This window comes from Citrobacter sp. CRE-46, assembly GCF_059615875.1.
This window is the reverse complement of sequence record NZ_CM184341.1, coordinates 3,610,544-3,634,174: the sequence shown is the minus strand read 5'-3', so window position 1 is coordinate 3,634,174 and position 23,631 is coordinate 3,610,544. Positions and strand designations below refer to the sequence as shown.

The 23,631-nt window shown below is 53.0% G+C and carries 29 protein-coding genes; 21 read left to right on the top strand and 8 right to left on the bottom strand.

Annotation, left to right across the window (positions count from 1 at the left end):
* Positions 1–51 precede the first annotated feature (51 nt).
* Genes kdpE through kdpF form a run of 6 tightly spaced genes read right to left on the bottom strand, consistent with a single transcriptional unit; the run spans position 52 to position 7,833 of the window.
* A complete protein-coding gene (gene kdpE / locus AC534G_RS17880) occupies positions 52–729 on the bottom strand; it encodes a two-component system response regulator KdpE (protein ID WP_038638835.1) in 678 nt (225 codons plus the stop codon).
* A complete protein-coding gene (kdpD, locus tag AC534G_RS17875; protein WP_110498565.1) occupies positions 726–3,410 on the bottom strand; it encodes a two-component system sensor histidine kinase KdpD in 2,685 nt (894 codons plus the stop codon). Before kdpD ends, kdpE begins: the two co-directional genes overlap by 4 nt.
* A gap of 10 nt (positions 3,411–3,420) precedes the next feature.
* On the bottom strand, positions 3,421–3,987 hold the full coding sequence (kdpC, locus tag AC534G_RS17870) for a potassium-transporting ATPase subunit KdpC (RefSeq protein WP_038638841.1): 567 nt from the start codon (positions 3,985–3,987) through the stop codon (positions 3,421–3,423).
* An 8-nt stretch (positions 3,988–3,995) separates the two neighbouring features.
* Positions 3,996–6,044, bottom strand: a complete 2,049-nt coding sequence (gene kdpB, locus AC534G_RS17865; protein WP_110498564.1) for a potassium-transporting ATPase subunit KdpB — start codon at positions 6,042–6,044, stop codon at positions 3,996–3,998.
* 20 nt (positions 6,045–6,064) lie between these two features.
* On the bottom strand, positions 6,065–7,744 hold the full coding sequence (gene kdpA, locus AC534G_RS17860) for a potassium-transporting ATPase subunit KdpA (protein WP_110498563.1): 1,680 nt from the start codon (positions 7,742–7,744) through the stop codon (positions 6,065–6,067).
* On the bottom strand, positions 7,744–7,833 hold the full coding sequence (gene kdpF, locus AC534G_RS17855) for a K(+)-transporting ATPase subunit F (protein WP_077949339.1): 90 nt from the start codon (positions 7,831–7,833) through the stop codon (positions 7,744–7,746). The genes kdpA and kdpF overlap by 1 nt, the downstream gene beginning before the upstream one ends.
* Before the next feature lie 308 nt (positions 7,834–8,141).
* Between kdpF and AC534G_RS17850 the strand changes: the two genes are divergently transcribed.
* The 4 genes from AC534G_RS17850 (at position 8,142) to AC534G_RS17835 (ending at position 11,892) form a co-directional block, all read left to right on the top strand.
* Positions 8,142–8,348 carry a YbfA family protein gene (locus tag AC534G_RS17850; RefSeq protein ID WP_003022870.1) on the top strand — a complete coding sequence of 69 codons (207 nt, stop codon included), beginning with the start codon at positions 8,142–8,144 and terminating at the stop codon, positions 8,346–8,348.
* 87 nt (positions 8,349–8,435) lie between these two features.
* The gene (locus AC534G_RS17845) at positions 8,436–9,389 is read left to right on the top strand and encodes a YbgA family protein (RefSeq protein WP_110498562.1); all 954 of its coding nucleotides are present in this window, start codon (positions 8,436–8,438) and stop codon (positions 9,387–9,389) included.
* A gap of 20 nt (positions 9,390–9,409) precedes the next feature.
* The gene (gene phrB, locus AC534G_RS17840; protein ID WP_110498561.1) at positions 9,410–10,828 is read left to right on the top strand and encodes a deoxyribodipyrimidine photo-lyase; all 1,419 of its coding nucleotides are present in this window, start codon (positions 9,410–9,412) and stop codon (positions 10,826–10,828) included.
* 161 nt (positions 10,829–10,989) lie between these two features.
* Positions 10,990–11,892, top strand: coding sequence for an Rpn family recombination-promoting nuclease/putative transposase (locus tag AC534G_RS17835; RefSeq protein ID WP_110498560.1), 903 nt, complete (start codon positions 10,990–10,992; stop codon positions 11,890–11,892).
* Between the two features lie 50 nt (positions 11,893–11,942).
* On the opposite strand, the gene dtpD is transcribed toward AC534G_RS17835, so the two are convergent.
* Both dtpD and AC534G_RS17825 read right to left on the bottom strand, forming a co-directional pair.
* A complete protein-coding gene (gene dtpD / locus AC534G_RS17830; RefSeq protein WP_496594448.1) occupies positions 11,943–13,400 on the bottom strand; it encodes a dipeptide permease DtpD in 1,458 nt (485 codons plus the stop codon).
* Between the two features lie 264 nt (positions 13,401–13,664).
* The gene (locus AC534G_RS17825) at positions 13,665–14,237 is read right to left on the bottom strand and encodes a helix-turn-helix domain-containing protein (protein ID WP_496594447.1); all 573 of its coding nucleotides are present in this window, start codon (positions 14,235–14,237) and stop codon (positions 13,665–13,667) included.
* Between the two features lie 182 nt (positions 14,238–14,419).
* Here AC534G_RS17825 and AC534G_RS17820 point away from each other — a divergent pair, with 182 nt between their 5' ends.
* The 17 genes from AC534G_RS17820 (at position 14,420) to AC534G_RS17740 (ending at position 23,629) form a co-directional block, all read left to right on the top strand.
* Positions 14,420–14,650, top strand: coding sequence for a helix-turn-helix domain-containing protein (locus tag AC534G_RS17820; RefSeq protein ID WP_046275137.1), 231 nt, complete (start codon positions 14,420–14,422; stop codon positions 14,648–14,650).
* Positions 14,651–14,654: 4 nt separating this feature from the next.
* Positions 14,655–16,736 carry a Mu transposase C-terminal domain-containing protein gene (locus AC534G_RS17815; RefSeq protein WP_046275138.1) on the top strand — a complete coding sequence of 694 codons (2,082 nt, stop codon included), beginning with the start codon at positions 14,655–14,657 and terminating at the stop codon, positions 16,734–16,736.
* Between the two features lie 38 nt (positions 16,737–16,774).
* Positions 16,775–17,722: an AAA family ATPase gene (locus AC534G_RS17810; protein ID WP_046275139.1), complete on the top strand. Its 948-nt coding sequence runs from the start codon at positions 16,775–16,777 to the stop codon at positions 17,720–17,722.
* A gap of 2 nt (positions 17,723–17,724) precedes the next feature.
* Positions 17,725–17,964, top strand: coding sequence for a Kil protein family (locus AC534G_RS17805; protein WP_097471204.1), 240 nt, complete (start codon positions 17,725–17,727; stop codon positions 17,962–17,964).
* Between the two features lie 2 nt (positions 17,965–17,966).
* Positions 17,967–18,254, top strand: a complete 288-nt coding sequence (locus AC534G_RS17800) for a hypothetical protein (RefSeq protein WP_097471205.1) — start codon at positions 17,967–17,969, stop codon at positions 18,252–18,254.
* A 22-nt stretch (positions 18,255–18,276) separates the two neighbouring features.
* The gene (locus AC534G_RS17795) at positions 18,277–18,894 is read left to right on the top strand and encodes a DUF3164 family protein (RefSeq protein ID WP_097471227.1); all 618 of its coding nucleotides are present in this window, start codon (positions 18,277–18,279) and stop codon (positions 18,892–18,894) included.
* An 85-nt stretch (positions 18,895–18,979) separates the two neighbouring features.
* The gene (locus AC534G_RS17790) at positions 18,980–19,471 is read left to right on the top strand and encodes a nucleoside triphosphate pyrophosphohydrolase family protein (RefSeq protein ID WP_046275143.1); all 492 of its coding nucleotides are present in this window, start codon (positions 18,980–18,982) and stop codon (positions 19,469–19,471) included.
* Positions 19,461–20,009, top strand: coding sequence for a gp16 family protein (locus AC534G_RS17785; RefSeq protein ID WP_046275144.1), 549 nt, complete (start codon positions 19,461–19,463; stop codon positions 20,007–20,009). Before AC534G_RS17790 ends, AC534G_RS17785 begins: the two co-directional genes overlap by 11 nt.
* Entirely contained in the window at positions 20,006–20,401 is a 396-nt protein-coding gene (locus AC534G_RS17780; protein ID WP_046275145.1) for a Mor transcription activator family protein, read from the top strand. The genes AC534G_RS17785 and AC534G_RS17780 overlap by 4 nt, the downstream gene beginning before the upstream one ends.
* 3 nt (positions 20,402–20,404) lie before the next feature.
* A complete protein-coding gene (locus tag AC534G_RS17775; RefSeq protein WP_046275146.1) occupies positions 20,405–20,917 on the top strand; it encodes a hypothetical protein in 513 nt (170 codons plus the stop codon).
* Positions 20,918–21,024: 107 nt separating this feature from the next.
* Positions 21,025–21,606 carry a glycoside hydrolase family 108 protein gene (locus AC534G_RS17770; protein ID WP_097471207.1) on the top strand — a complete coding sequence of 194 codons (582 nt, stop codon included), beginning with the start codon at positions 21,025–21,027 and terminating at the stop codon, positions 21,604–21,606.
* Between the two features lie 2 nt (positions 21,607–21,608).
* Positions 21,609–21,827, top strand: a complete 219-nt coding sequence (locus tag AC534G_RS17765; RefSeq protein ID WP_097471208.1) for a hypothetical protein — start codon at positions 21,609–21,611, stop codon at positions 21,825–21,827.
* Positions 21,820–22,227, top strand: coding sequence for a hypothetical protein (locus AC534G_RS17760; protein WP_046275149.1), 408 nt, complete (start codon positions 21,820–21,822; stop codon positions 22,225–22,227). Before AC534G_RS17765 ends, AC534G_RS17760 begins: the two co-directional genes overlap by 8 nt.
* Complete coding sequence (locus tag AC534G_RS17755; protein ID WP_046275150.1) at positions 22,215–22,820, top strand: hypothetical protein; 606 nt, start codon at positions 22,215–22,217, stop codon at positions 22,818–22,820. The genes AC534G_RS17760 and AC534G_RS17755 overlap by 13 nt, the downstream gene beginning before the upstream one ends.
* Entirely contained in the window at positions 22,817–23,047 is a 231-nt protein-coding gene (locus tag AC534G_RS17750) for a TraR/DksA C4-type zinc finger protein (RefSeq protein ID WP_046275151.1), read from the top strand. The genes AC534G_RS17755 and AC534G_RS17750 overlap by 4 nt, the downstream gene beginning before the upstream one ends.
* Positions 23,028–23,330, top strand: a complete 303-nt coding sequence (locus AC534G_RS17745; RefSeq protein WP_097471209.1) for a DUF2730 family protein — start codon at positions 23,028–23,030, stop codon at positions 23,328–23,330. The genes AC534G_RS17750 and AC534G_RS17745 overlap by 20 nt, the downstream gene beginning before the upstream one ends.
* 11 nt (positions 23,331–23,341) lie before the next feature.
* On the top strand, positions 23,342–23,629 hold the full coding sequence (locus tag AC534G_RS17740; RefSeq protein ID WP_046275180.1) for a VpaChn25_0724 family phage protein: 288 nt from the start codon (positions 23,342–23,344) through the stop codon (positions 23,627–23,629).
* The last annotated feature ends 2 nt before the right edge of the window (positions 23,630–23,631 follow it).

Genomic DNA, 23,631 nt, shown 5'->3' with positions numbered 1-23,631 from the left:
ACAAAAGCCGGATAGCATGTATGCTGATCCGGCTTTTTTATTCGACTAGACTTACGGCATAAAGCGATAGCCAATCCCGGTTTCGGTCAGAAAATGACGTGGACGAGCCGGGTCCCGCTCCAGTTTCTGGCGCAGGTGTCCCATATAAATTCGCAGATAATGGCTGTGCTCAACGGCGTTCGGCCCCCAGACCTGATTTAACAATTGGCGTTGCGTCAGTACCTTCCCGGCATTATTCAGCAGTACCGCTAACAGGCGAAACTCAATCGGCGTCAGATGGATTTCCTCGTCACCACGGTGTACGAGGCGGGCGGCGATATCCACTTTTACGTTGGAAAAATGCACCACCGGTTCGGGAGACGCGCCGCTGGCGTGGCGACGCAATGCCACGCGCAATCGCGCCTGTAGCTCGCCAATACCGAAGGGTTTACTGAGATAGTCATCGGCGCCGGCATCCAGTGCGGCGATTTTATCGCTCTCTTCGCTGCGGGCTGAAAGCACAATTACCGGGATTGCGCTCCATTGCCGCAGGTCGCGAATAAAATCAATGCCGTCGCCGTCTGGCAGGCCAAGATCGAGAATGATGAGATCGGGTTTTCGCGTGGCGGCTTCCAGCAAACCACGTTGTAGCGTTTCCGCTTCATATACACGCAGACCATCGGCTTCCAGCGCAGTGCGCAGAAAGCGGCGAATGGCCTGTTCATCTTCAACAATCAGTACGTTTGTCACATATCCTCATGAAAATCTTCAAGTTCAGGGGGGATCTCCTGGGGTAGTGTAACACGGAAACATGCCCCCCCCTGGGCACGATTATGGGCGGAAATGGTACCGCCGTGCACGTCCACAATCGCCTGACAAATGGCCAGTCCCAACCCCACGCCGGGTACCGATGACTCTTTGTTTCCTCTGGAAAATTTGTCAAAAACGCGCTGTTCCATACCCGACGGAATACCCGGTCCATTATCCCAGACGTCCAGTAGCAGGTGCTCGCCATCGACGCTGGCGTCAATGCCGATTTGTGCCTGCGGACCCGCATATTTTACGGCGTTCTCCAGCAGGTTGATCAACACCCGTTCAAAAAGCGGGCCATCGACATGGATCAGCGTCAACGGTTCGGGTAACGACAGGTTAATCGGAGCAGAGAGTCCTGGCTCCAGCATCTGCAGGGCGCTGCCCACCACCTCTTCCAGCGTTAACCACTCCTTCTTAAGATTAAAGCCGCCAGACTGAATTCGCGCCATATCCAACAGATTATTAACCAGTCGGGTGGTATTCAGCACGTGCTGGCGAATCTCACTGGCCTGGCGCGCATGCGGCGAACCTTCACTGGCCAGATCCAGCGTTAAAATCTCTGCCTGACCGAATAGCACCGTCAGCGGCGTACGTAAATCGTGGGACAGGGCGGCGAGCAGGGCGTTGCGAATGCTTTCACGCTCGCTGGCAAACCGGGCCTGCTCTTCGCTGGCGGTCAGGGTCAGACGTTCCAGCGCACTGGCGACCAACAGGGTAAAGGTTTCCAGCAGGCGCTGCTGCTCGGGGATCATCAACTGACGCAGATTTCCCGGTTCCACTACCAGTAGTCCATGCGTTTTATCGGCGCTTTTTAGCGGTAAGATTTGGTACGGTACGCCCGGTAAGGTATCCGTGCCCGCGCCAGCCGGTTGCCCTTTGTCAAAACTCCATTGGGCAATGGCATCGTCCCATGGCGTCATGCCCTGTTGATGGGTGAGGGGAGCCAGCTTACCGTGTTCATCAGGTAATAAAACCTGACTGCGGGCCTGAAACGTTGAGGCGATAAACTGTTCGCTGGTCGCGGCGATATCCTGCTGGCTCCGTCCAACGGCTAACGCTTTCGACATCTCATACAGATGACGCGTACGCTGTTCCCGATAGCGCGCCACCCGCGCCTGATAACGGACGCCGGCGGTCAGATTACCGATAACCAGCCCGACCGTTAGCATTACGGCAAAGGTAAGCAGGTACTGGACGTCGGAAACGGCCAGCGTCCCACGCGGGGCAATAAAGAAGAGATCGAAGCTGGCGACGTTAATAAAGGTTGCCAGTACGGATGGCCAGCGTCCGTAGAAGAGGGCGATAACCACCACACCCAGCAAATAGAGCATTACCAGGTTAGCGGCATCAAAAGCCATCAGCCACTGCATCGCGATCAGCGTAATGATGGCGCATAGCGCGACGGCAACCACACAACCCTGAATTTGTACCCGCCATTTATCTTTAAAGGTGCGGCTATCCGGAGTGGGTAGCGTCGGGCGTGAAGGCGGTTCGTCCAACGCGACAATCATCAGGTCGAGATCCGGTGCGCGATGGGCCAGTTTGTCGGCAAAGGAATCGCTGCGCCACCAGCGACGCGTTGTCGGACGCCCGAGCACAATTTTTCCCAGATTATGCTCGCGGGCGTAGCGGATTACCGCTTTATCTTCAGCAGGATCGGAAAGCGTGGCGGTTTCCGCGCCCAGCTCCTGGGCTAATCGCAGTGCGCTTAAGATCGCGCGCCGCTGTTTTTCGGGGAGTCGGTGCAGCGCTGGCGTTTCGACATACACCGCATGCCAGACGCTGCCGAGACGCGCCGCCAGTCGCGCGGCGGCGCGCACCAGTTTTTCGCTGCCGGTGTTGTGCCCAATGCACAGCAAAACGGCGTCGCGGGTATGCCAGACTTTTTCTTCCCCTGGACGCCCGCGCCAGGCGCGCATTTGATCGTCCACCCGATCGGCCGTGCGTCGCAGGGCCAGCTCGCGCAGCGCGATCAAATTACCTTTGCGAAAGAAGTGCTCGATGGCTCTTTCCGCCTGACCAGCGATATAGACCTTGCCTTCGTTCAGGCGCTGGCGCAAATCATCGGGGGGAAGATCGACCAGCACCACATCGTCAGCGGCATCGAAAAAAGGATCGGGAACGGTTTCGCGCACCTGAATACCAGTGACGCCGCTGACCACATCATTGAGACTTTCCAGATGCTGGACGTTAACGGTGGTAAAGACGTCGATACCGGCTTCCAGCAACTCTTCAATATCCTGCCAGCGCTTTGGATGGCGTGAGCCTGGGGCATTACTGTGCGCCAGTTCATCCATTAAAATGAGCGCCGGACGGCGGGCCAGCGCGGCATCAAGATCGAACTCGCTGATGTGGCGACCATGACGCGCGTGTCGCTTTAGCGGCAGGATGCTGAGACCGTCCAGCAGCGCGGCGGTCTCTTTGCGTCCGTGGGTTTCCACCACGCCAATCAGCACATCTAACCCCTGCGCCCGCAGCCGCTGGGCTTCCGTTAGCATGGCCCAGGTTTTCCCGACGCCCGCGCAGGCGCCGAAGAATATTTTTAGTTTTCCGCGGTGTGGGGCGGTGGTCTGCTCCAACAGGCGATCGGGGTCGGGACGTAAGGGTTCGCTATGCATGTCCTTTTTCTCAGTGCTTATCCAGCGCTAAATTAAGTTCCACCAGGTTCACCACCGGCTGGCCGATAAAACTGACCAGCGGCTTTTGCGTGTATTGTGCAACCAGGCGCGACACCTCTTCAACGCTGAGGTTGCGGGCCTGCGCCACGCGAGGAATTTGCCAGGCCACCGCGGCGGGCGTCAGGTTGTTATCCAGCCCGCTGGCAGACGCGGTTACCAGTTCTAGCGGAACGGCTGGATTAGCCTGTGGATTGGCAGCACGCAGCGCGGCAATCCGGCTTTGCAACTGTTTATCCAGTTCCGGGTTGCTGACGGCCAGGTTACTGCCGCCAGAAGCCATGGGATTATAGGGCATTTCCGCCGTCGCAGACGGACGCCCCTGAAAATAACCGGCGGCGGTAAAATGTTGCCCAATAAGCTCAGAGCCGCGAACAACCTGATCTTCGCGGATCAACGAGCCGTTAGCCTGGTGGGGAAACCACCACTGCCCCAGCGCGGTGGTCAGCAGCGGGTAAGCCCCGCCGGTAATAAGCATCAGGAAAATCAATGTTGATAATGCAGGACGTAATCCACTCATCTGAAACCTCACACCAGACCCAACAGGGTCAGCAGTAAATCAATCGCTTTAATACCAATAAATGGCACCACCAGACCACCCAGACCGTAGATCCACAAATTACGGCGCAACATTGCAGATGCGGATAACGGCTTGTAGCTCACGCCCTTAAGCGCCAGTGGGATCAGAAAAACGATGATTAGCGCATTAAAGATAACCGCGCTGAGGATCGCTGAATCCGGCGAATGCAGTCTCATGACGTTAAGCGCATTGAGCTGCGGATAGGTGGCGGCGAACGCGGCCGGGATAATGGCGAAATACTTTGCCACGTCATTGGCGATACTGAAGGTGGTCAGCGAGCCGCGCGTCATCAGCATCTGTTTCCCAATGTGCACCACTTCAATCAGTTTGGTGGGGTTGGAATCGAGATCCACCATGTTGCCAGCTTCCTTCGCCGCCTGGGTCCCGGAGTTCATGGCGACCGCGACATCCGCCTGCGCCAGTGCCGGGGCGTCGTTGGTTCCGTCGCCGGTCATCGCCACCAGACGGCCTTCCGCCTGATACTGACGAATCAGCGCCAGCTTGGCTTCCGGCGTGGCCTCCGCTAAGAAATCATCCACCCCGGCTTCTGCGGCGATCGCGGCGGCGGTCAGGCGGTTATCGCCGGTTATCATCACCGTTTTGATCCCCATTTTGCGCAGTTGGGCAAAACGTTCTTTGATCCCGCCTTTCACAATATCTTTCAGGGCTATCACGCCCAGTACGCGGGAGCCTTCGGCTACCACCAGCGGCGTAGCGCCAAGGCGAGCGACGTTGTCGACCTTCTGCTCGACATCGACCGGGAAGTGACCGCCGTTGGCTTCAACGTGACGACGAATGGCATCGACCGAACCTTTGCGGATCATACGGTTGTCGATGTTGATACCGCTCATCCGGCTTTGCGCGGTAAACGGCACAAAAGTAGCGTGCAGCGATTGCACGTCGCGAATACGCAGATTAAAGCGCTGTTTTGCCAGAATAACGATGCTGCGGCCTTCCGGTGTTTCATCGGCCAGCGATGAAAGCTGTGCGGCATCGGCCAGCGTTTTTTCGTCCACGCCCTGGGCAGGCAGAAAATCTGAAGCCTGACGGTTACCCAGCGTAATAGTGCCGGTTTTATCCAGCAGCAGGACGTCCACGTCACCCGCGGCTTCGACCGCACGTCCGCTGGTGGCAATGACGTTCGCGCCCAGCATACGGCTCATCCCGGCCACGCCAATGGCAGAAAGCAGACCGCCGATGGTGGTGGGGATCAGACAAACGAGCAGGGCAACCAGTACCGTGACGCTGACCGCGCTGCCGCCCCAGGCGGAAAACGGCCATAGCGTGGCGGTCGCCAACAGAAAGACGATAGTCAGGGCAATCAGCAGGATCGTCAGGGCGATTTCATTGGGGGTTTTACGCCGCTGCGCGCCTTCGACCATGGCGATCATCCGGTCGAGGAATGTTTCGCCGGGGTTTACGCTGCATTCGATCACCAGCCAATCGGAGAGGATGCGAGTCCCGCCGGTGACCGAGGCAAAATCGCCACCGGATTCACGAATGACCGGCGCAGACTCACCGGTAATCGCGCTTTCGTCCACCGATGCGCCACCTTCGATCACCTCGCCGTCACACGGGATAATATCGCCAGCTTCCACCAGCACAATATCGCCTTTACGGAGATCATCGGCAGGGACGTGATCCATGGCCGAGCCGTATTTTGGTTCGCGAAGTTTGCGGGCAAAGGCGGTTTTTTTCACCCCTTTCAGGCTGTTCGCCTGTGCTTTACTGCGCCCCTCAGCCAGCGCTTCGGCAAAGTTAGCGAACAGGACGGTGATCCACAGCCACAGACTAATCGCGCCGGTAAACCACGGATTGCCTGGCATATAACCTGTTGCCATCGCCAGCGTTAACAGCGTGGTCAGCAGGCTGCCCAGCCAGACGAGAAACATCACCGGATTACGCCATTGGGTATGTGGGCTTAATTTTTTCACGGCATCCATCAGCGCCTGTGCGACCAGAGAAGGTTCGAACAGCGCCAGTTGCTTGCGACTCATAGTAATGTGCTCCGCATCACTCAGTGTAATGACAGGTATTCTGCGACCGGGCCAAGGGCCAGGGCAGGAACAAAGGTGAGAGCGCCAACCAGTAACACCGTACCGATTAACAACCCGACAAACAGCGCGCCATGGGTGGGTAGTGTGCCAGGGCTGGCAGGCTGGATCTTTTTACTGACCAGCGACCCGGCAATAGCCATCACGGGTACGATCACGCCGAAGCGACCAAAGAACATGCACAGCGCCAGCAGGCAGTTCCAGAACGGGCTATTGGCGCTTAATCCGGCAAAGGCGCTACCGTTGTTGTTCGCGGCAGATGACACGGCATACAGCACTTCACTAAACCCATGTGGACCCGGGTTGAGCATGGCGCTGCGCCCGGCATCGGTCATCATTGCTATTGCTGTGCCAAGCAGGACCAGCGCAGGGGTGACCAGAATCGCCAGCGCGGTCATTTTCATTTCGCGCACGTCGATTTTCTTACCCAGGTATTCCGGTGTTCGGCCAATCATCAGCCCGGCGATGAACACAGCCAGCAATACGAACAGCAGCATGCCGTACAGACCTGAACCCACACCGCCGAAGACCACTTCGCCAATTTGCATCAGCCACATCGGCACCATTCCGCCGAGTGCGGTAAAGGAGTCATGCATCGCAATCACTGCGCCACAGGATGCCGCCGTTGTGACGACCGCAAACAGACTGCTGACCAGTACGCCAAAGCGGCTCTCTTTGCCTTCCATGTTGATATTGCTGTCTGCACCTAACTGCATCAGATGCGGGTTGCCCTGAACTTCGGCCCACATCACGACGGCTACGCAGATGACAAAAATGAGCGACATGGCCCATAACAGGGTCCGGCCCTGACGACGATCGCCCACCACATCGCCAAAGGCAAAACACAGCGCGGTAGGAATTAAGAAAATAGCCAGCATCTGTACCAGGTTGGTCAGCGCGGTTGGGTTTTCAAACGGATGTGCTGAGTTAGCGTTAAAGAAACCGCCCCCGTTGGTGCCGAGCATCTTAATCGCTTCCTGCGAAGCGACAGGTCCCATCGGCAGCAACTGTCTCACCCCTTCAAGCGTCGTGATGGGCTGATAGGGCAATACGTTTTGCAGCGCGCCTTGTTGAATAAAAAACAGGGCGATGAGCAGCGCAATCGGCACGAGGATCCACAGCGTAATACGAACCAGATCGACCCAGGCATTACCCAGCGTATCCATGCTCTGGCGCGTAAAGGCACGCGTCAGGGCAAAAATCACCGCAATACCGGTCGCCGCGGACAGGAAGTTCTGCACGGTCAACCCAGCCATCTGGCTGAAGTAGCTTAAAGTGGTTTCACCGGCATAAGATTGCCAGTTGGTATTGGTGACAAAACTCACCGCCGTGTTGAGCGCGAGATGCCATGAAAGTCCTGGAAGCTGCTGAGGATTCAGCGGCAGCAGGTTTTGCGCCATCAGCATCGAAAACAGGACCAGCAGGCCCAGTACATTGAGCGCGAGGATTGCCAGCAGATACTGCCGCCAGTTCATCTCCTGTTGCGAAATGCCCAGACCACGCCAGAGCACACTCTCCACGCCAGCGAGGCCCGGTAGGGACGTATTATTGATGAGTCGGGCCAGTCCAAACCCCAGCGGTCTGGCGATGACAAACAGCACCAGCAAGAAACTGGCAATGAGTAAAAAACCTTGAGCCGCCATCAGAACGCCTCCGCATTAATCAGGGCATACACAAGGTAACCTAATAATAAAAAGACCAGCCCAATGCCGGTTATCACGCCTGCACTCACAGTGCACCTCCAGTGGCATAAATGTGATAACCAGAGCGTAGGTTTTTGCTTGCAAAGATTTCGCAAAAATCGGCGGGCGGGGTGTAAAAAAAGTATAAAAATGGCAAAGACCATTATTTAACTAATGGTTAGTATTAATTTAACTTTTATGTAACTTAATTACGGTTTTAAGCTAAACGGGGCATAAATAGATAAAAATAAGTGGTCGGATGAGTAGTAAAATTACACACAAGGCGGTATTATTTTCATCAGTTAACCAACTTTATTTTTCCGGTGCGATTCACCGAACAGTTATATGGGAGAGGATTATGGACTTTTATAAAGAATATCCAGCACACATTGTTTTCTTACGCCGTACCTTTGCCGTAGTGGCAGGCGTACTGGCGCTGCCGGTCATGCTGTTCTGGAAAGACCGTGCCCGTTTTTACAGCTACCTGCATCGCGTCTGGTCTAAAACCAGTGATAAGCCGGTGTGGATGGAGCAGGCTGAAAAAGCCACCTGCGATTTCTATTGATAATTTATGAATCCTAAAAGCCGCTGATATCAGCGGCTTTTTTGCTCATGATAGCTACACTTATCTCAGGAATGAAAAGGAGCGATCATGAGCGAGAATATCCCTGTTGGTATCAGTGCCTGTCTGTTGGGGGAAGCGGTTCGCTATGATGGTGGGCATAAGCGCCTGGCCTTTGCTGTAGAAGAACTGTCGCCGTGGGTCGCGTTTGAACCCGTATGCCCTGAATTGGGGATCGGGTTACCGGTCCCACGACCTGCTCTGCATCTGGTCAAAGAGGGCGAGGCTGTCTCCCTGCGTTTTAGTGATAAGCGCGAGGGGGATTTGACCGACGCAATGACGGCTTTTAGTCAGCGACAAAGCGATCGTCTGGTGCATTTGTGCGGCTATATCGTCTGTGCGAAATCACCCAGTTGCGGTATGGAACGGGTGCGAGTCTACGACGCGGAAGGCAAAAACAACCGTAAAGCCGGACGAGGGATCTTTACGTCTGTGCTGATGTCGACGTTACCCTGGCTTCCCGTGGAAGAGGACGGGCGTTTGCACGACCCGCAGATTCGGGAAAATTTTGTTGAGCGTATTTATGCTTTGCACGAGCTCAACAGTATCCGCCAGCAAGGGTTAACGCGCGGCGCATTAATCGATTATCACAGTCGTTACAAGCTATTACTGTTGGCCCATTCCCAGCCGGACTATCGCGAACTCGGGCGTTTTGTCGCGGCGATTGGCGAATGGAAAGATTTGCAGGCTTATTTTGTCGAGTATCGCTTAAGGCTGATGAGTTTGCTGGCGCATCTTCCCTCCCGGCGCAACCATACCAACGTGCTGATGCATGTCCAAGGGTATTTTCGTACGCAATTAAATTCTCGTCAGCGACAAGAGCTGGCCTCTCTCATTGACGGCTATCGACGTGCGACTCAACCGCTGCTTGCGCCAATAACATTACTCAAACACTATATGGCGGAATACCCGGATGCTTATCTCTCCGGGCAGCGCTATTTCAATCCCTGGCCAGAGGCTCTGCGTTTGCGCTACGGGCGTTAATTTTTTTCTTCAGGAGTGTTATGACCACCCATTTGGTCTGGTTTCGGCGTGATTTACGTCTGCACGACAACCTCGCGCTGGCGGCGGCTTGTCGGGATCGTTCTGCGCAGGTGCTGGCGTTATATATATCTACCCCCGGGCAGTGGAAGGCCCACGATATGGCCCCGCGTCAGGCGGCATTTGTCAACGCGCAGTTGAATGCGTTACAAGCGGCGCTGGCAGAAAAAGGCATCCCTTTACTGTTTCATGAAGTGGCTGATTTTGCGGCCAGCGTGGACACCGTCAAACGTGTCTGCCTGCAGTATGACGTCAGTCGATTATTTTATAACTATCAATATGAAATAAACGAACGACAGCGTGATGTAAACGTAGAGAAATCATTACCCCAGGTGGTGTGCGAAGGGTTTGATGACAGCGTGATCCTGCCTCCTGGAGCGGTGATGACCGGCAATCATGAGATGTATAAAGTGTTCACGCCGTTTAAAAATGCCTGGCTGAAGCGGATTAAAGACGGTATTCCAGAATGTGTGAGAGCGCCAAAAATGAGAGAAAGCGGCGCTCTTGACGCACCGTTAACATCAATAACGCTGAGCTATCCGCAGCAAGATTTTGATGCGCAGAGGTTTGTGGCAGAGGAAAAATTGGCCATCGCGCAATTACGCCAGTTTTGCCAGCAGGCTGCGGGAAAATACGAACAGCAGCGTGATTTTCCAGCGATTGACGGGACCAGTCGATTATCCGCAAGCCTGGCGACAGGCGGGTTATCGCCGCGCCAATGCCTGAATCGACTGCTCGCAGAGCAGCCGCAGGCGCTTGAGGGCGGGGCGGGCAGCGTCTGGCTGAACGAGCTTATCTGGCGTGAATTTTATCGTCATCTGATGACGTATCATCCGGCGCTGTGTCGGTATCAACCCTTTATCCGCTGGACCGATCGCGTGCAATGGCAGAATAACCCGACGCATTTGCAGGCCTGGCAAACGGGTCAAACGGGTTACCCGATTGTGGATGCGGCGATGCGTCAGCTCAACGCCACGGGCTGGATGCATAATCGTTTACGCATGATTACGGCCAGTTTTTTAGTAAAAGACCTGCTGATCGACTGGCGTAAAGGGGAGCAGTATTTCATGTCGCAACTGATCGATGGCGACCTGGCGGCCAATAACGGCGGCTGGCAGTGGGCCGCATCCACCGGAACCGATGCCGCACCGTATTTCCGCATATTTAACCCCACGACGCAGGGCGAAAAATTTGACCGTGACGGTGAGTTTATCCGCCAGTGGCTGCCGGAATTGCGCGATGTGCCGGGTAAAGCCATCCATGAGCCGTGGTCGTGGGCGGAAAAAGCGCAGGTGACGCTTAACTATCCTCGCCCGATTGTCGATCATAAGCAGGCCAGACTGGCGACGCTGGCGGCATATGAGGCGGCGCGAAAAGGGTAAAGGCAGGGTGGATTTCTGCGTAATGCCTTCCAGCAAAATGGATTTGTTGCAGTTGGGCGCGTTTAGCGCTGAAGTGTGCGCGCAAGGTTGTTAATGCCCTGATGCAGATGCTTTTATCTGGCAGTAAAGTTCCGTCATCTTCATTCGGGTGATGGAACTTGATGACAATGCCAACAACCTCCACACCGCACGACGCGGTATTTAAAACGTTTTTACATCATCCCGAAACGGCGCGGGATTTTCTCGACATTCACCTGCCAGCTGAACTGCGGATGCTTTGCGATTTGAATTCGCTGAAGCTGGAGTCAGAAAGCTTTATTGAAGCGGATTTACGTTCGCGCTACTCCGACGTGCTCTGGTCTTTGCACACACGCAACGGTGATGGTTATGTCTATGTGGTGATAGAGCATCAAAGTTCAGCCGAGCCGCATATGGCTTTTCGTCTGTTGCGTTATGCGATGGCGGCGATGCAGCGTCATCTGGACGCAGGGCATAAGGAACTGCCTCTGGTGATACCGATGCTCTTTTATCATGGCTGTCGAAGCCCCTATCCGTACTCATTGTGCTGGCTGGATGCCTTTGCTGACCCCGTGGCGGCAAGACAGCTTTATTCCAGCGCATTTCCGTTGGTAGACATAACGGTGGTACCCGATGATGAGATCATGGCTCGCAGACGAATGGCGCTGCTGGAATTAATGCAAAAACATATCCGTCAGCGGGATTTGATGGGGCTGGTAGAGCAACTGGCCACGCTGCTACTTACTGGATGCGCTAATGACACGCAATTACAGGCGATGTTTAATTACATCCTACAATCTGGCGACGAATCTCGTTTTAATGAATTTATGCAGGAGATAGCGCAACGGATCCCCCAACATAAGGAGAGGCTGATGACTATTGCAGAGCGGTTACGGTTAGATGGATTACAGGAAGGGTTACAGCAGGGTAAACAAGAAGCCGCATTACGTATAGCGCAAACCATGCTGGAGCAAGGTATAGATCGCACAATGGTGCTACTGGTTACAGGTCTTACTGAAGAGGAACTCGCAGCAATTCATGCATAATTACCTGAAAAAACAGGCCCGAATCTTATCACATCATCGGGCCTGTACACTCAGGACTCTACCGCTAACGCACGGTTTCTGAATTTCAGCGACTGGTACAGCCAAATCAGCAGCACCAGTACCACACAGGCCAGTGCGCCCCAGGTAATTTCGCTAAAGACGTCAATATAGGCATTGATGGAATAGTTGATGGCGCCGGCAGCGTCAAACGAACCTTGTGACGTCTGGTCGGCGATCACCCCAGCCAGGTAGTTGGCGATTGCGCCGGAAAGCAGCATATAAATGCCAGTTAATACACCGGTTACTCCGGGGATCTCAATGCGGGTAATTTGTGACATTGCCACCGGGTCGATAAACAGTTCCGCAAAGCCCATGACCGCCAGCCCCAATACCATCAGCGGCATGGAAGAGTGGCCGTAAGCGGCGGACCAGCGGGCGCTTAAGGTCAGAATACAAAAACCGGCGCTCATTAAACCGAGACCAAGGGCAAATTTGCCCCAGATACGTACGGTGCGATTGCCGCCTACGCTCTCTTTGACCACCCATGCCAGCACGATACCGCACAGCATAACCGCAAAGGCGTTAACCGACTGGAACATCGCGGTGGGTACGGAATACCCCAGAATGTCGCGATTAACAAAGCGGTCGATATACAGGCTGATTGAGCTACCACCCTGTTGAGCAAAGGCCCAGAACAGCAGGCTAAAGAAGGTCAGCGTGACGATGAGCCCCAGCTCTTTGCGCTGCTTCTGGGTTTGCGCCTGGCGGTAAATCTTCGCCAGAACCGCCAGACCGATAACAGTAGCAACGATCAGAGCGTACACGGACCACTCTTTCCAGAACAAGACAGTAATCAGCAGTGGGGCTGCAACCAGCAGAACTAACAACCAGGCCCAGTTCGGCAACATGTATTTTTTCGCGCGCAGGACGGCCTTATTGACGCCGGTGGTATGGGAGAAATGGCGATTACCACATAAGAAAATCACCAGCCCTGCCAGCATGCCGATAGCGGCCAGCGCAAAACCCATCGCCCAGCTGTACTCTTCCTGCACATAGCCACAGGCTATCGGGGCAATGATTGAACCGATGTTGCCGGCGGCGTAGAGCAGAGAGAACCCACCGTCGCGGCGGGGATCTTCAGGCTGATACAGTTCACCCAGCAGGCAACTGACGTTGGATTTAAACAGACCGTAGCCACAGACGATAATCGCTAGCGATAAATAAAGGAATGCCGGGGCCATTTCGCTGGCGCCCAACACCAGATGCCCCACCGCCATCAAAAATGCGCCGATCATCACCGCCATCCGGTTGCCGAGCACTTTATCTGCCAGATACCCTCCGAGAATGGGTGTGACGTAGACCAGCGAGCAGTAGGCGCTGAACAGTTCATAAGCGTGATTATCGTCGTACTTAAGCTGGTTAGTGAGATACAGAATCAGCAGCGCACGCATACCGTAAAAACTGAAATATTCCCAAATTTGTAGCGCGACTATGGGGAAGGAAATCATTTGATACTACCGGGAGAAGGTTGGATTAACCGGGAATGCGCGGGATTAGTGGGGGCGGTTCAACATCTCATTTGATACCGTTTTACAGAAATGCAGCCGATCGGCAAAACATTTGATACTGACTCACTGCACATTCAAAAGCTGATATTTAGCGTTCAAAGAAAATTTTAACACACTTCAAAAAAAGAAGGCCTGCTGGTTGATGTAATGCATTGATCCAACGTATAGCAGCTGTAATAAATAGCTACTTCAGCCAGGAACCACTCAGCCGACCTTCTTACTATCACTATGCAGGTCCGCTTCGGCTACACCGCTATCCCCTTCAGATGGCCCTTTTTTCAATTGTTCATTAAGCCTTAAAAGGCGTTCTTTGTCTGCCACGGATAAGCTCATAAAATTTCGGTCTGTAGCTGCTGCGCTCGCGACTAATCCAACCATACTCCTGGCTCCCTCTTTTAAGCAAAAATCTAAAATTTCCTTTTGCTCTTCTGGAGTTAGCGTTTCGAAAATCATTCTCCAGGTGCTTTGAGCTAAGTTAGCAGAACTCCTATGCGCCTCGTCAAGTATCACTGATTGATTCATATTGGAATCAACTCTGTCATTCCCGAACGCCAACCAATCCAGAGTTACCTGCTCCTTAGATGCAATCAGTTGCATGGCCGCAAAAGAAGGTTCCGTTCCTCTTGTTAGGTAATTGTTAAGTGTTGAAAAAGACATCCCCCAATCTGTTGCGGCTGAGCGTACGCTTCGGGCGCCAATCAACGAACGCAAACGCTGAATAAATTTTTCTTTTCTCTCTTCATCAAAAGCAAGTTCTGTTGCTTTTCGTTCTTTCATTTTCTTTCCCAGTTAACGTATTGATTTAAATGAACAAGATTCAAATTAGAGTCACCTCATTCTAAAATGACAAAAGAAAGAGTCTTTTTTGCTTTACGTGATGCTAATTTGGATCAATACTTATCCCAACGGATAACCCAGCCGGATTATCCGGGCGGTTAACTTTTTAGGATATGCGAAGAATGGAAATAAATGAAGTCATTCCCGTCAGGGGCTGGCATAACGTGGACATCGTTGGCGAGCTTCATAAGCGTAAGCTGACACTGCGTAGCCTCTCCGTTAGCGTCGGATTGAAGCCAGATACATTAAAAAATGCACTGGCTCGTCCCTATCCCAAAGGCGAGCGCATCATTGCCGATGCTCTCAATGTAGATCCCGCATTAATCTGGCCAGACCGTTACAACAAGGACTAGTGACATGTACGTGACCATCAGTGAACTGGCTGGTCTTCCGGGACTGCCAGCGACCCAGCAGGGGCTGAGATACAGCCTGAAAAAAATCGTGGGTAACACCCCGGAGCTTGTTCGTAAACGCCCTGGCACCAAGGCATTTGAATACCACATCGACTGCCTGCCACAGGATGTACAAAAAATCCTGCGTGCCCGTCAGGTTAAAGCCATGCTGGCCACGCAGCCAGGTGATACTCCTGCCGCTGAGGTAACAGCACATAACGCCAAAGGCAGTGACGAGAGCAAAATTGCGGTATACCGCAAGTGCCCCGCACTGATGGAGGAAAAACTGGGCTCACTGACATCAGCACAGAGATTAACGGCAGATGCACGAATGGCGCTGGTTGCTGAGGTGATTCGTCTGGGGCAATTGCCGGGCTTTACCCGGGCGAAAGCGCTGCGTGAAATCGTGCGTCAGGCACAGGCCGGAGAATTACCCCAGCGCTTGGCAGATGCCGCAGCGGCAGCAAACGCCAAGAAAGGGGCATCGCGCTCCCTCAGTGAGATATCGCTGAAACGCTGGCTGGCAGATTTCAATAAAGCGAATACCCCCGCCGAACGTCTGATGTTACTGGCCCCGGGTAAGCGTCAGAGTGTGAAACCAGAAGAGATTAAGTGGCTGCCTGAGTTCCTGCGCTTCTACCGTCGCCCTGATGGTCGCGGCATTCAGGAGGCCTATGATGATTTTGCCATTGAATGGTCAGAGCGTTTCCAGGGGGACATGGTGATGATTGCTGCAATGCCCTCTTACGATCAGGTGTGTTACGCGATGGATAAATTGCCGATAGTGGTAAAGCAAAAAGGTCGCGTGACGGGCAGCGAGTTCAGACAGTACGAAGGTTTTGTCCGCCGTGACTGGGAATCTCTGCCCGTCAATTATGTCTGGATTGGTGATGGCCACGGGATGAAGATGAAAGTAGCGCACCCCGATCACGGTAACCCGTTCTCCCCTGAGGTGACATTCATCCTGGACGGTTGCTGCCGATATATCGTCGGTTGGAGCCTTGCGCTTTCGGAAAGCGTGATTGCGGTTGCTGATGCCATGCGCCACGGTATTAAGAATAACGGGAAACCTTTCCTGTATTACTCTGATAATGGTGGCGGCGAGACTAATAACACGTTTGATGCCGACATCACGGGTATTCTTCCCCGCCTCGGTATCGATCACCGGCTGGGTATTCCTGAGAACCCGCAGGGTCGTGGCATCATCGAACGCCTCAACCGTACACTGGCCATGCGTATTTCCCGCCAGTTTGCGACTTACTATGGCACGGGAGCGGACCGCAGCACCGTCCGTCGCACCACAAAGGCTCTGATGTCAGCCACTAACGCAGTGGCCAAAGGTAAGGAGCTGTCAGTTAAACAGCAGCAGACTCTGCGTGACCTGCCTTCATGGGATGCATTAATTGCCGAAATTGAGAGTGGTGTTGAGTGGTACAACAACCGTCCGCACGAGTCGCTGCCGAAGCGTGGCAATGGTGAACATTTTACCCCGGCACAGTTTCGCCGTTACAAACTTGAGAAAGAGGCAACTGAAATTGAGTGGCTTTCTGATCTCGAATTGCGCGAAATGTTCATGCCGCAGATTGAGCGCAGCGTGAGCCGCTGTGAAGTCCGCCTGTTCAACAACCTTTATTACTCGTCTGAACTCAACCACGAACATGGCAATAAAGTGCTTGTGAATTATGACATCCATGATGCCACTAAAGTCATTATTCGCCGCATGGATGGCTCATTTATATGCGAAGCGATCTGGGATGGTAACAAGCGTCAGGCATTCCCTGTTACCGCTGAGTACCATCAGCGCCAGCAGCGCATTAAGGGTATGAAAGCGCGTGGCGAGGAGAAAGTCCGTCTGGCCGAGGCTGAGAATGTCCATACACTGCCAGCCCCGCAGAAGGAAAACTGGTTACAGGGGAATGTCTACCGCCCTCATACCGCAGCGCCAGTCATGCTGGCTGAAACCGAGGAAGCGGAATATATGGAGGATGAATACCTGAATAATTCTCTGGATATGCTGGAACAGAATAAACGTAAAAACGTTATTTGAATCACGTTTAAATTTAATTCAAAAATATGGAGTTAATTATGTCTGATGTGAATATCTCTGATATTCGCGGGGTTCTGCGCAACCTCGTGGACGAAAAAGGACTGACTTTTAATAAAGTGGCTCGAGAAACAGGCCTGTCCTCCGGCACCCTCAGCAGTTTTATGAACGGTAAATATGCGGGGGATAACGAACGTGTGGAAGAAGCCCTGCAGCGCTGGGTCAGCAAGCAGTTCGCGGCCGCAGAATTCCCTGAGCCTCCACGCTTTATCGAGACGCCAACCGTGAAACAAATCTGGACGGCATTTCGTTACGCTCATCTGACAGAGTGTATTGGCGTGATTTGTGGTAACCCGGGTGTGGGTAAGTCTGAGGCAGCACGTGAATACTGTCGTACCAACGATAACGTCTGGATGATTACAGTAACTCCGGCATGCGCCAGTGTTCTTGAATGTCTGACTGAACTGGCCTACGAGGTGGGTATGAATGATGCACCACGCCGCAAAGGCCCACTGGCTCGCGCCCTGCGCCGTCGTCTTGATGGCACTCAGGGTCTCATCATTATTGATGAAGCTGATCATCTGGGCGCTGAAGCCCTGGAAGAGCTGCGCCTGCTTCAGGAGGCGACCCGCGTCGGACTGGTGCTGATGGGTAATCATCGTGTCTATTCCAATATGACCGGCGGTAACCGTACCGTTGAATTTGCCCGTCTTTTCTCCCGTATTGCCAAACGCGTGGCCATCAATAAAACCAAGAAAGCCGACGTATCTGCCATTGCAGATGCCTGGCAGATTAAGGGTGAAAAAGAGCGTCAGCTTCTGCAACAAATCGCCCAGAAACCCGGTGCGCTGCGTATTCTCAGCCATTCTCTACGTCTGGCTGCAATGACTGCACACGGTGCTGGTGAAGCGGTGAATGAAGCCTATATCCTGAAAGCATTTCGCGATCTGGATCTGGACGTCGATGTTTCCACGTTACTGCGAGGTTAAACATGTTTCCTGAACTGATTTCGACCCACGTGCAGCAGGCCATGGCAACAGAGGCCATGCTCAATCAGAAAGGTTGTCTGGTGACCGGCTTTCGCCAGTCCCGTACCCGCCCGATTCTGGAGGTGTCATGTCCTCCGGCTGAGTTATTGCACAGTGCTGTACGTATTGTTGAACGCAATAACAGTGGCTCCCGCTCTATCTGGGTGGCCAGTTTCAATGGTTGTCGGATTATCTGGAGGTGATTATGGCAGTCGGGAAAAGTCGTCCCTGGACAAAACAGGAACTTGCATTGCTTGAAAAGCATGCAGGAAAACTCACCCTCAGTCAGATTTCTGAAAGGATGAACCGCAGTCAGAGCGCCATCCAGTCACGAGCACAACGACTTGGTCTGTCTCTGGTGATTGAGTCGGCAGATGCTCATGATGCCTGGTTATGCAATGAGCTTTATAAAGAAGGTTTATCCATTGCGATCATTGCCGAAAAAATGGAATTAAGCCGCCGCATTGTTTCAAACATCGTCTTTCGTGGATAAGGACGTAATTAAAGGTATCAATATGAACAATACAGGAAATACCCCAGTGGGTTACCGCACTAATGCGCAGGGACATCTGGTCCCCGAGTCGCAAATTAAACCGCTCGATAAGCTACGTGACGAAGTGGTGATGAATATCATCGACGCTGCCCGCCAACAGCGCCAGCTGCTGGCTGCGTTTAAACTGGAGTCCATGCAGGAAATCACCGACTTTATTGACCTTTCGGCTTCTGAATATGGTGTGGAGTACGGCGGCACCAAAGGTAATGTATCGCTGGTCAGCTTCGATGGTCGTTACAAGCTGGTTCGTGCCGTAGGTGAGCATCGCGTCTTTGATGAGCGTATCCAGGCGGCTAAAAAACTGATTGATGACTGCATTGGTGAGTGGTCTGTCGGCGCTGATGAGAAGATTATGGCGATGGTTGATCATGCCTTCCGCGTCAACAAACAGGGAAAAATCGATATCAACCAGGTTTTGAGTCTGCGCCAGTTGAACATTGACGATGTCAAATGGAATGAAGCAATGGATGCCATTGCTGACGCTATTCAGGTGACCGGCACCAGTCAGTATTTGCGACTTTATGAGCGCCAGGGTGATGGTAGTTATCAGCAAATTTCGCTGGATTTAGCCAAGCTTTAATTACCAGTAAATAAAACTTCAAATTAATAACGGCGCGTGCGTCAGGGATTCGTTCGCGCCGAATTCAGGAAAAGGGTAATACATCATGAATAAACCTCTTATTTACGATAACGCGCTGGCGCAGTGGGGATATGACCGTCAGGTGCTGGCTACTTCCGAAGAGTGCAGCGAGCTGGCGGCCAGCTGTGTGCGCTTCGTGAACCATAAAGCCAATGCGTCACGGGTTGCAGAAGAAGCGGCTGACGTTGAAATCATGATCGAGCAGCTGCGTCACAACGGTCTGAACGACATGATTGAGCAAAGCAAGGCTCGTTCACTTACCCGCCTTGCCCAGCGTGTGGGTGTTGAGGTCAACCCGGTAGCAACCTGTACACCGTTTGTGACGACCCTGCTAGCCGATGCGCAGGAGCAGTTTGAGCTGGCTGATGCGCTGTACCGGGATCGTGATACTAACAATCGCTACGCTGCTGCTGGTCTGCGTCGTTGCATGTCGCTGCTCATGCATGCCGCGCAGTTGATGATCCGGGAGCAGCAACACACTGAAAATCACATGCAGGGGGAAAAGCATGCGGGCTAATACCATCAAACTTATCCACGTAGCCCGCCGTTCGCTGGGTCTGGATGATGAAACCTATCGCGCGATGCTGGGCAGTATCATTCCCGGTAAAATAAGCTGCCGCGATATGTCACAGTCGGAACTGCAAAAAGTACTTAAGGCGATGGAAGAGAAAGGCTTTAAGGTTAAACCGACTAAGAAGCCGCGTCGCATGTCTTCTCCGTCAGATACAAGCCTTAAAATCCGCGCGGTCTGGCGCACTATGCACAGCGATGGCTTCGTCCGTGACGGTAGTGATGCTGGCCTCGATCGCTTTGTTAAGCGCCATACCAACCAGATTAACGGCGGTCAGGGTGTCGCCAGTGTCGAATGGCTTCGAGGTGATATGGAGGTTAACTTTCTGGAGAGCCTCAAGCAGTGGCATATTCGGGCGATGAAAAAGTCGCTGACTGAACATGGGCTGCGCCTACCGATGAACCCCCGCACTGGCGATGAAGTCAGGGACTACGACACAATTTGCTGGGCCTATTCTGAAGCCGTGAAAAGGTGGACAAAATGAATGGCGAACTCTTTGATGATGTACGCGACGACAGTATTCTTGACCATATTGATGATGAAATTGAAGGGGCACGATTCCCTTCACTGTTGTCCGAACTGAATGCGCTACTTCGCGTCGAGCTGGAGCGTCTGGGTTACGAGCCTAAACATTCGATTGAATTAGTTGCCGCTATCAGCAGTAAAATTGGCGGAATGCAGGTTTATTTTCCACGTGGTCAGGTACTGGAGTATCTGGTTCGTGACATGCGAATCTGGCGTGACTTCACTGGCGATAATGTTCCCGAATTGGTAGAGCGCTACCATGTGACCTACAAAACAGTGTATAAAGCTATCAAACGAATGCGTAGACTGGAGCAACGCAAATATCAACCGGATTTATTTGGCAAGGACTAATGTATGAAATTCTCAAACGTTTTAATTCTGGCTATTGTTTTAGGTGGGGGTTATTCATATTTTTTCCCGAAAAAAGAACCGCAAACTATTAATGAAAAACTAATTGCTCAGTTTGATAAACAAGATGTTATTAAACGTAATGATTGGGAAAAGGGTAACATCATTGATGGGGTTCAGATATTTTCTGTCCGCAAAGACTATTCAGTATTCCAAAGCGTCTGGGCTTTGGGAAAAGATGAAGCAAGTGTCATGGTTTTGACTGAAGGTAAAACACCAAAAATTGAAGCCGCTTTTGCTTTAAGTCAATGTAATCAGTTGGCCAAAGCGGTAGCTGACAGCGATGATTCTACTGTTCACGATGCAGTTTTTTCCATTTTTCAGAATGCTCTTGCGACTGATAAAGATAAAAACGGTATCTTACGTGCCACTGGTAATGTAGATGGAAAATCTTATGATATATCCGTCCGTACTATAGGTTCCACGGTAACATTCGGTTGCGGCATCAGAACTACTTGATAGCACAACTATATTAAATGAAGCCGGTAAATCCGGCTTTTTTTATACCTGCAACAAAATGAATGAAAGTGACATTTACCTCTTTCCTTCATAAAAAAGGTGCAGGCATGACAACTCAACTCCTTTCTCCAGCCTTTCAACACGCACTCGACTTCGTTCTCGCCAGAGAAGGCGGCTATGTCAACGACTCCACCGACAAAGGTGGTGAAACTAAGTTCGGTATTTCCGATAAACGCGATGGTATTGCTGACGGCAAAACTGACGTAAACGGCGACGGCAAACCCGATACCACCATTAAAGAACTTTCCGCCGAACAGGCTGCTCAGATTTATTACCGGGATTACTGGCAGGCGGCGTATTGCACCAACTGGCCAGATGGCATCTCACTTTTCGTATTCGATGCTGCCGTACAGCATGGCGTGAAAGCCGCGATTCGTCAGCTTCAGTCGGCAGCAGGCGTGACCGCCGATGGCATCGTAGGGCCGAACACCAACCGGGCTGTCATTGGCGCTGACCCGGAATGGTTATTAAACCGGTGCTTCCTGCGCCGTTCCCGCTTCTACGCCGACATCATCAAATCAAATGCTTCCCAGGGTAAGTTTCTCAGTGGATGGTTTAACCGTCTTGATGAACTGGCGAACGCCTGTCAGGAAGTTATCGGCGGTTCAGTTTCTGTTACCCGGAGCTGAGCATGGGAAAAGGATGGGACGCGTCAATGCTTCAGGGGCGGCGTGATCGTCTCCGTCAGGAGGTGCTGCATCGTGTGGCGAACGGCCCGCCTCCCGCTCCTGTTGATTACACTGGCTGCGATGGTACTCACGCGAGCTTCTATCGCAAAGGCTGGGACTCCGTTGATATCAGAGACATCGTCTGGCAGTGCCAGCGTTATAAGGAAAAACACTGTGTTTAAATCGTTTGATACGACCTGGTTAAAACAGGCATTACTCCGCGTTTGTCAGTCCGGCTGGACCATCCTGGTGCTGGCAGGCATCTCAATGTTTCTGTGTAGTTTCCACGGACGACCTGCCTTCATGGTGTGGTGGCTGGCATTCTCCGGGGTGGTACTGCTGGGGTTCAGTATCTTCCTGGGTAACCTTCCATATCGTCTGATTCAGGCAGAGCGTCATCTCAATCGTTACGCTTATTTCTGGTCGTGGGTTATCTGGGCGGGCGGCTTCATTTGCCTTTTACTTAGTTCACTATATGCAACACCCGCTATCCTTTTACTTCTTTTTCCGGCTGGTGCTTTTCTTGGCGTCCTCTTCTGTTTGTGGGTTTCGCGTAAGGGGCTGCTCGCATGGATCCAGTAACCCTCACCACCATCGCTTCCGTGCTGCTCAAAGCTGGTCCCTCTCTCGTTCGTACCGTTGGCGGCTGGTTTGGCGGTGATGCCGCCAGGACTGCAGATTCCGTCGCCGGCATTGTTGAAACCGTTAATGGAGCCATCAACCCCCAGGACCAGCAGCGGGTGCTTGAGCAGAAGCTGGCCCAGTTGCCACCCGAGCAGTTCGTCCAGCTTGAATCCCTGAGAGTCCAGCTGGAACAGTATCAGCTTGAGCGTCAGAAGGCGCTGCTGGCAGACCAGCAGGCCGCACACCACGAACAGCAGGAAACCATCCGCAACGGTGACAACGCCACCGACGAATATGTCCGCCAGACCCGGCCACGTATGGCGCGACTGTCGCTCTACAGCAGCATTGCTTATGTGATGCTGATGTCGCTGGGGCAGCAGGCTGGCGCTATTGCAGCCGGGTTTGGTCATGTTTTTTCCATGCCAGCCCCTGACTGGGATATCTCCCTGATGCTGGCGACACCGGCGCTGGGATATCTCGGTTTCAGGACACTGGACGGCTTTGCCCGATACAGCAAATCCAGTAAGCACAAGGCGGTGATGCCCAAATGACAGATTCCTTTGATCATGCCAGCAACCTCGAAACCGAAGAACGACAGCGCGTGTTAAACAGCCATTTAAACCGGGTTAAAGAGCAGCCTGACGAACCCGGTTTCTGTAACGACTGCGGTAATGACATTCCGGCCGACAGGTTGGCTGCCTGCCCCGATGCGGTGACCTGTTTCACCTGTCAGGACATCAGAGAAAAAAGGGGGAAGCGTGGACTGGGAAGTCGTTAAAGGTAACTGGGCGATCATCTGGGCACTGTTCATGTCAGGCGTGAACCTGCTCCATCTTCTGCTGGCGAAAACCTATGCCCGCCGTGAGGAGATGGAGAAAGTCAGCGGCCGGCTGAACATTCTTGAAAAAGCTGTTGAGGGTATGCCAACCCGTCAGGAACTGCACAACCTGCAGCTTGATATGAGCAATTTGCGTGGTGAGATACGTGAATTCTCCGGCACGCTCAGACAGGCATCCCGCATCAGCGATTTACTTCTGGAAAATGAACTGAAGGACAAATAGAGGCTATGAGCATGCGTGATTTACTCGACCAGGACCAGCGTCTGGTCCTTTTGCGATCTCTTCTTGACTGTGGCGACAGTGCCAATGAGTCAATCCTGCAGACCTGTCTGCAGACATATGGCCATAAGGTTTCCCGCGATACCGTTCGCACCCAGCTTGCCTGGCTTCGTGAGCAGGGCCTGGTTACGCTGAGCGATGTCTCGGGCTGCTATGTGGCGGAAATCACCGGCCGTGGTGATGAGGTGGCCAGCGGTCTTGCTACCATTCCCGGTGTTAAAAAACCACGGCCACGGGGGTAATC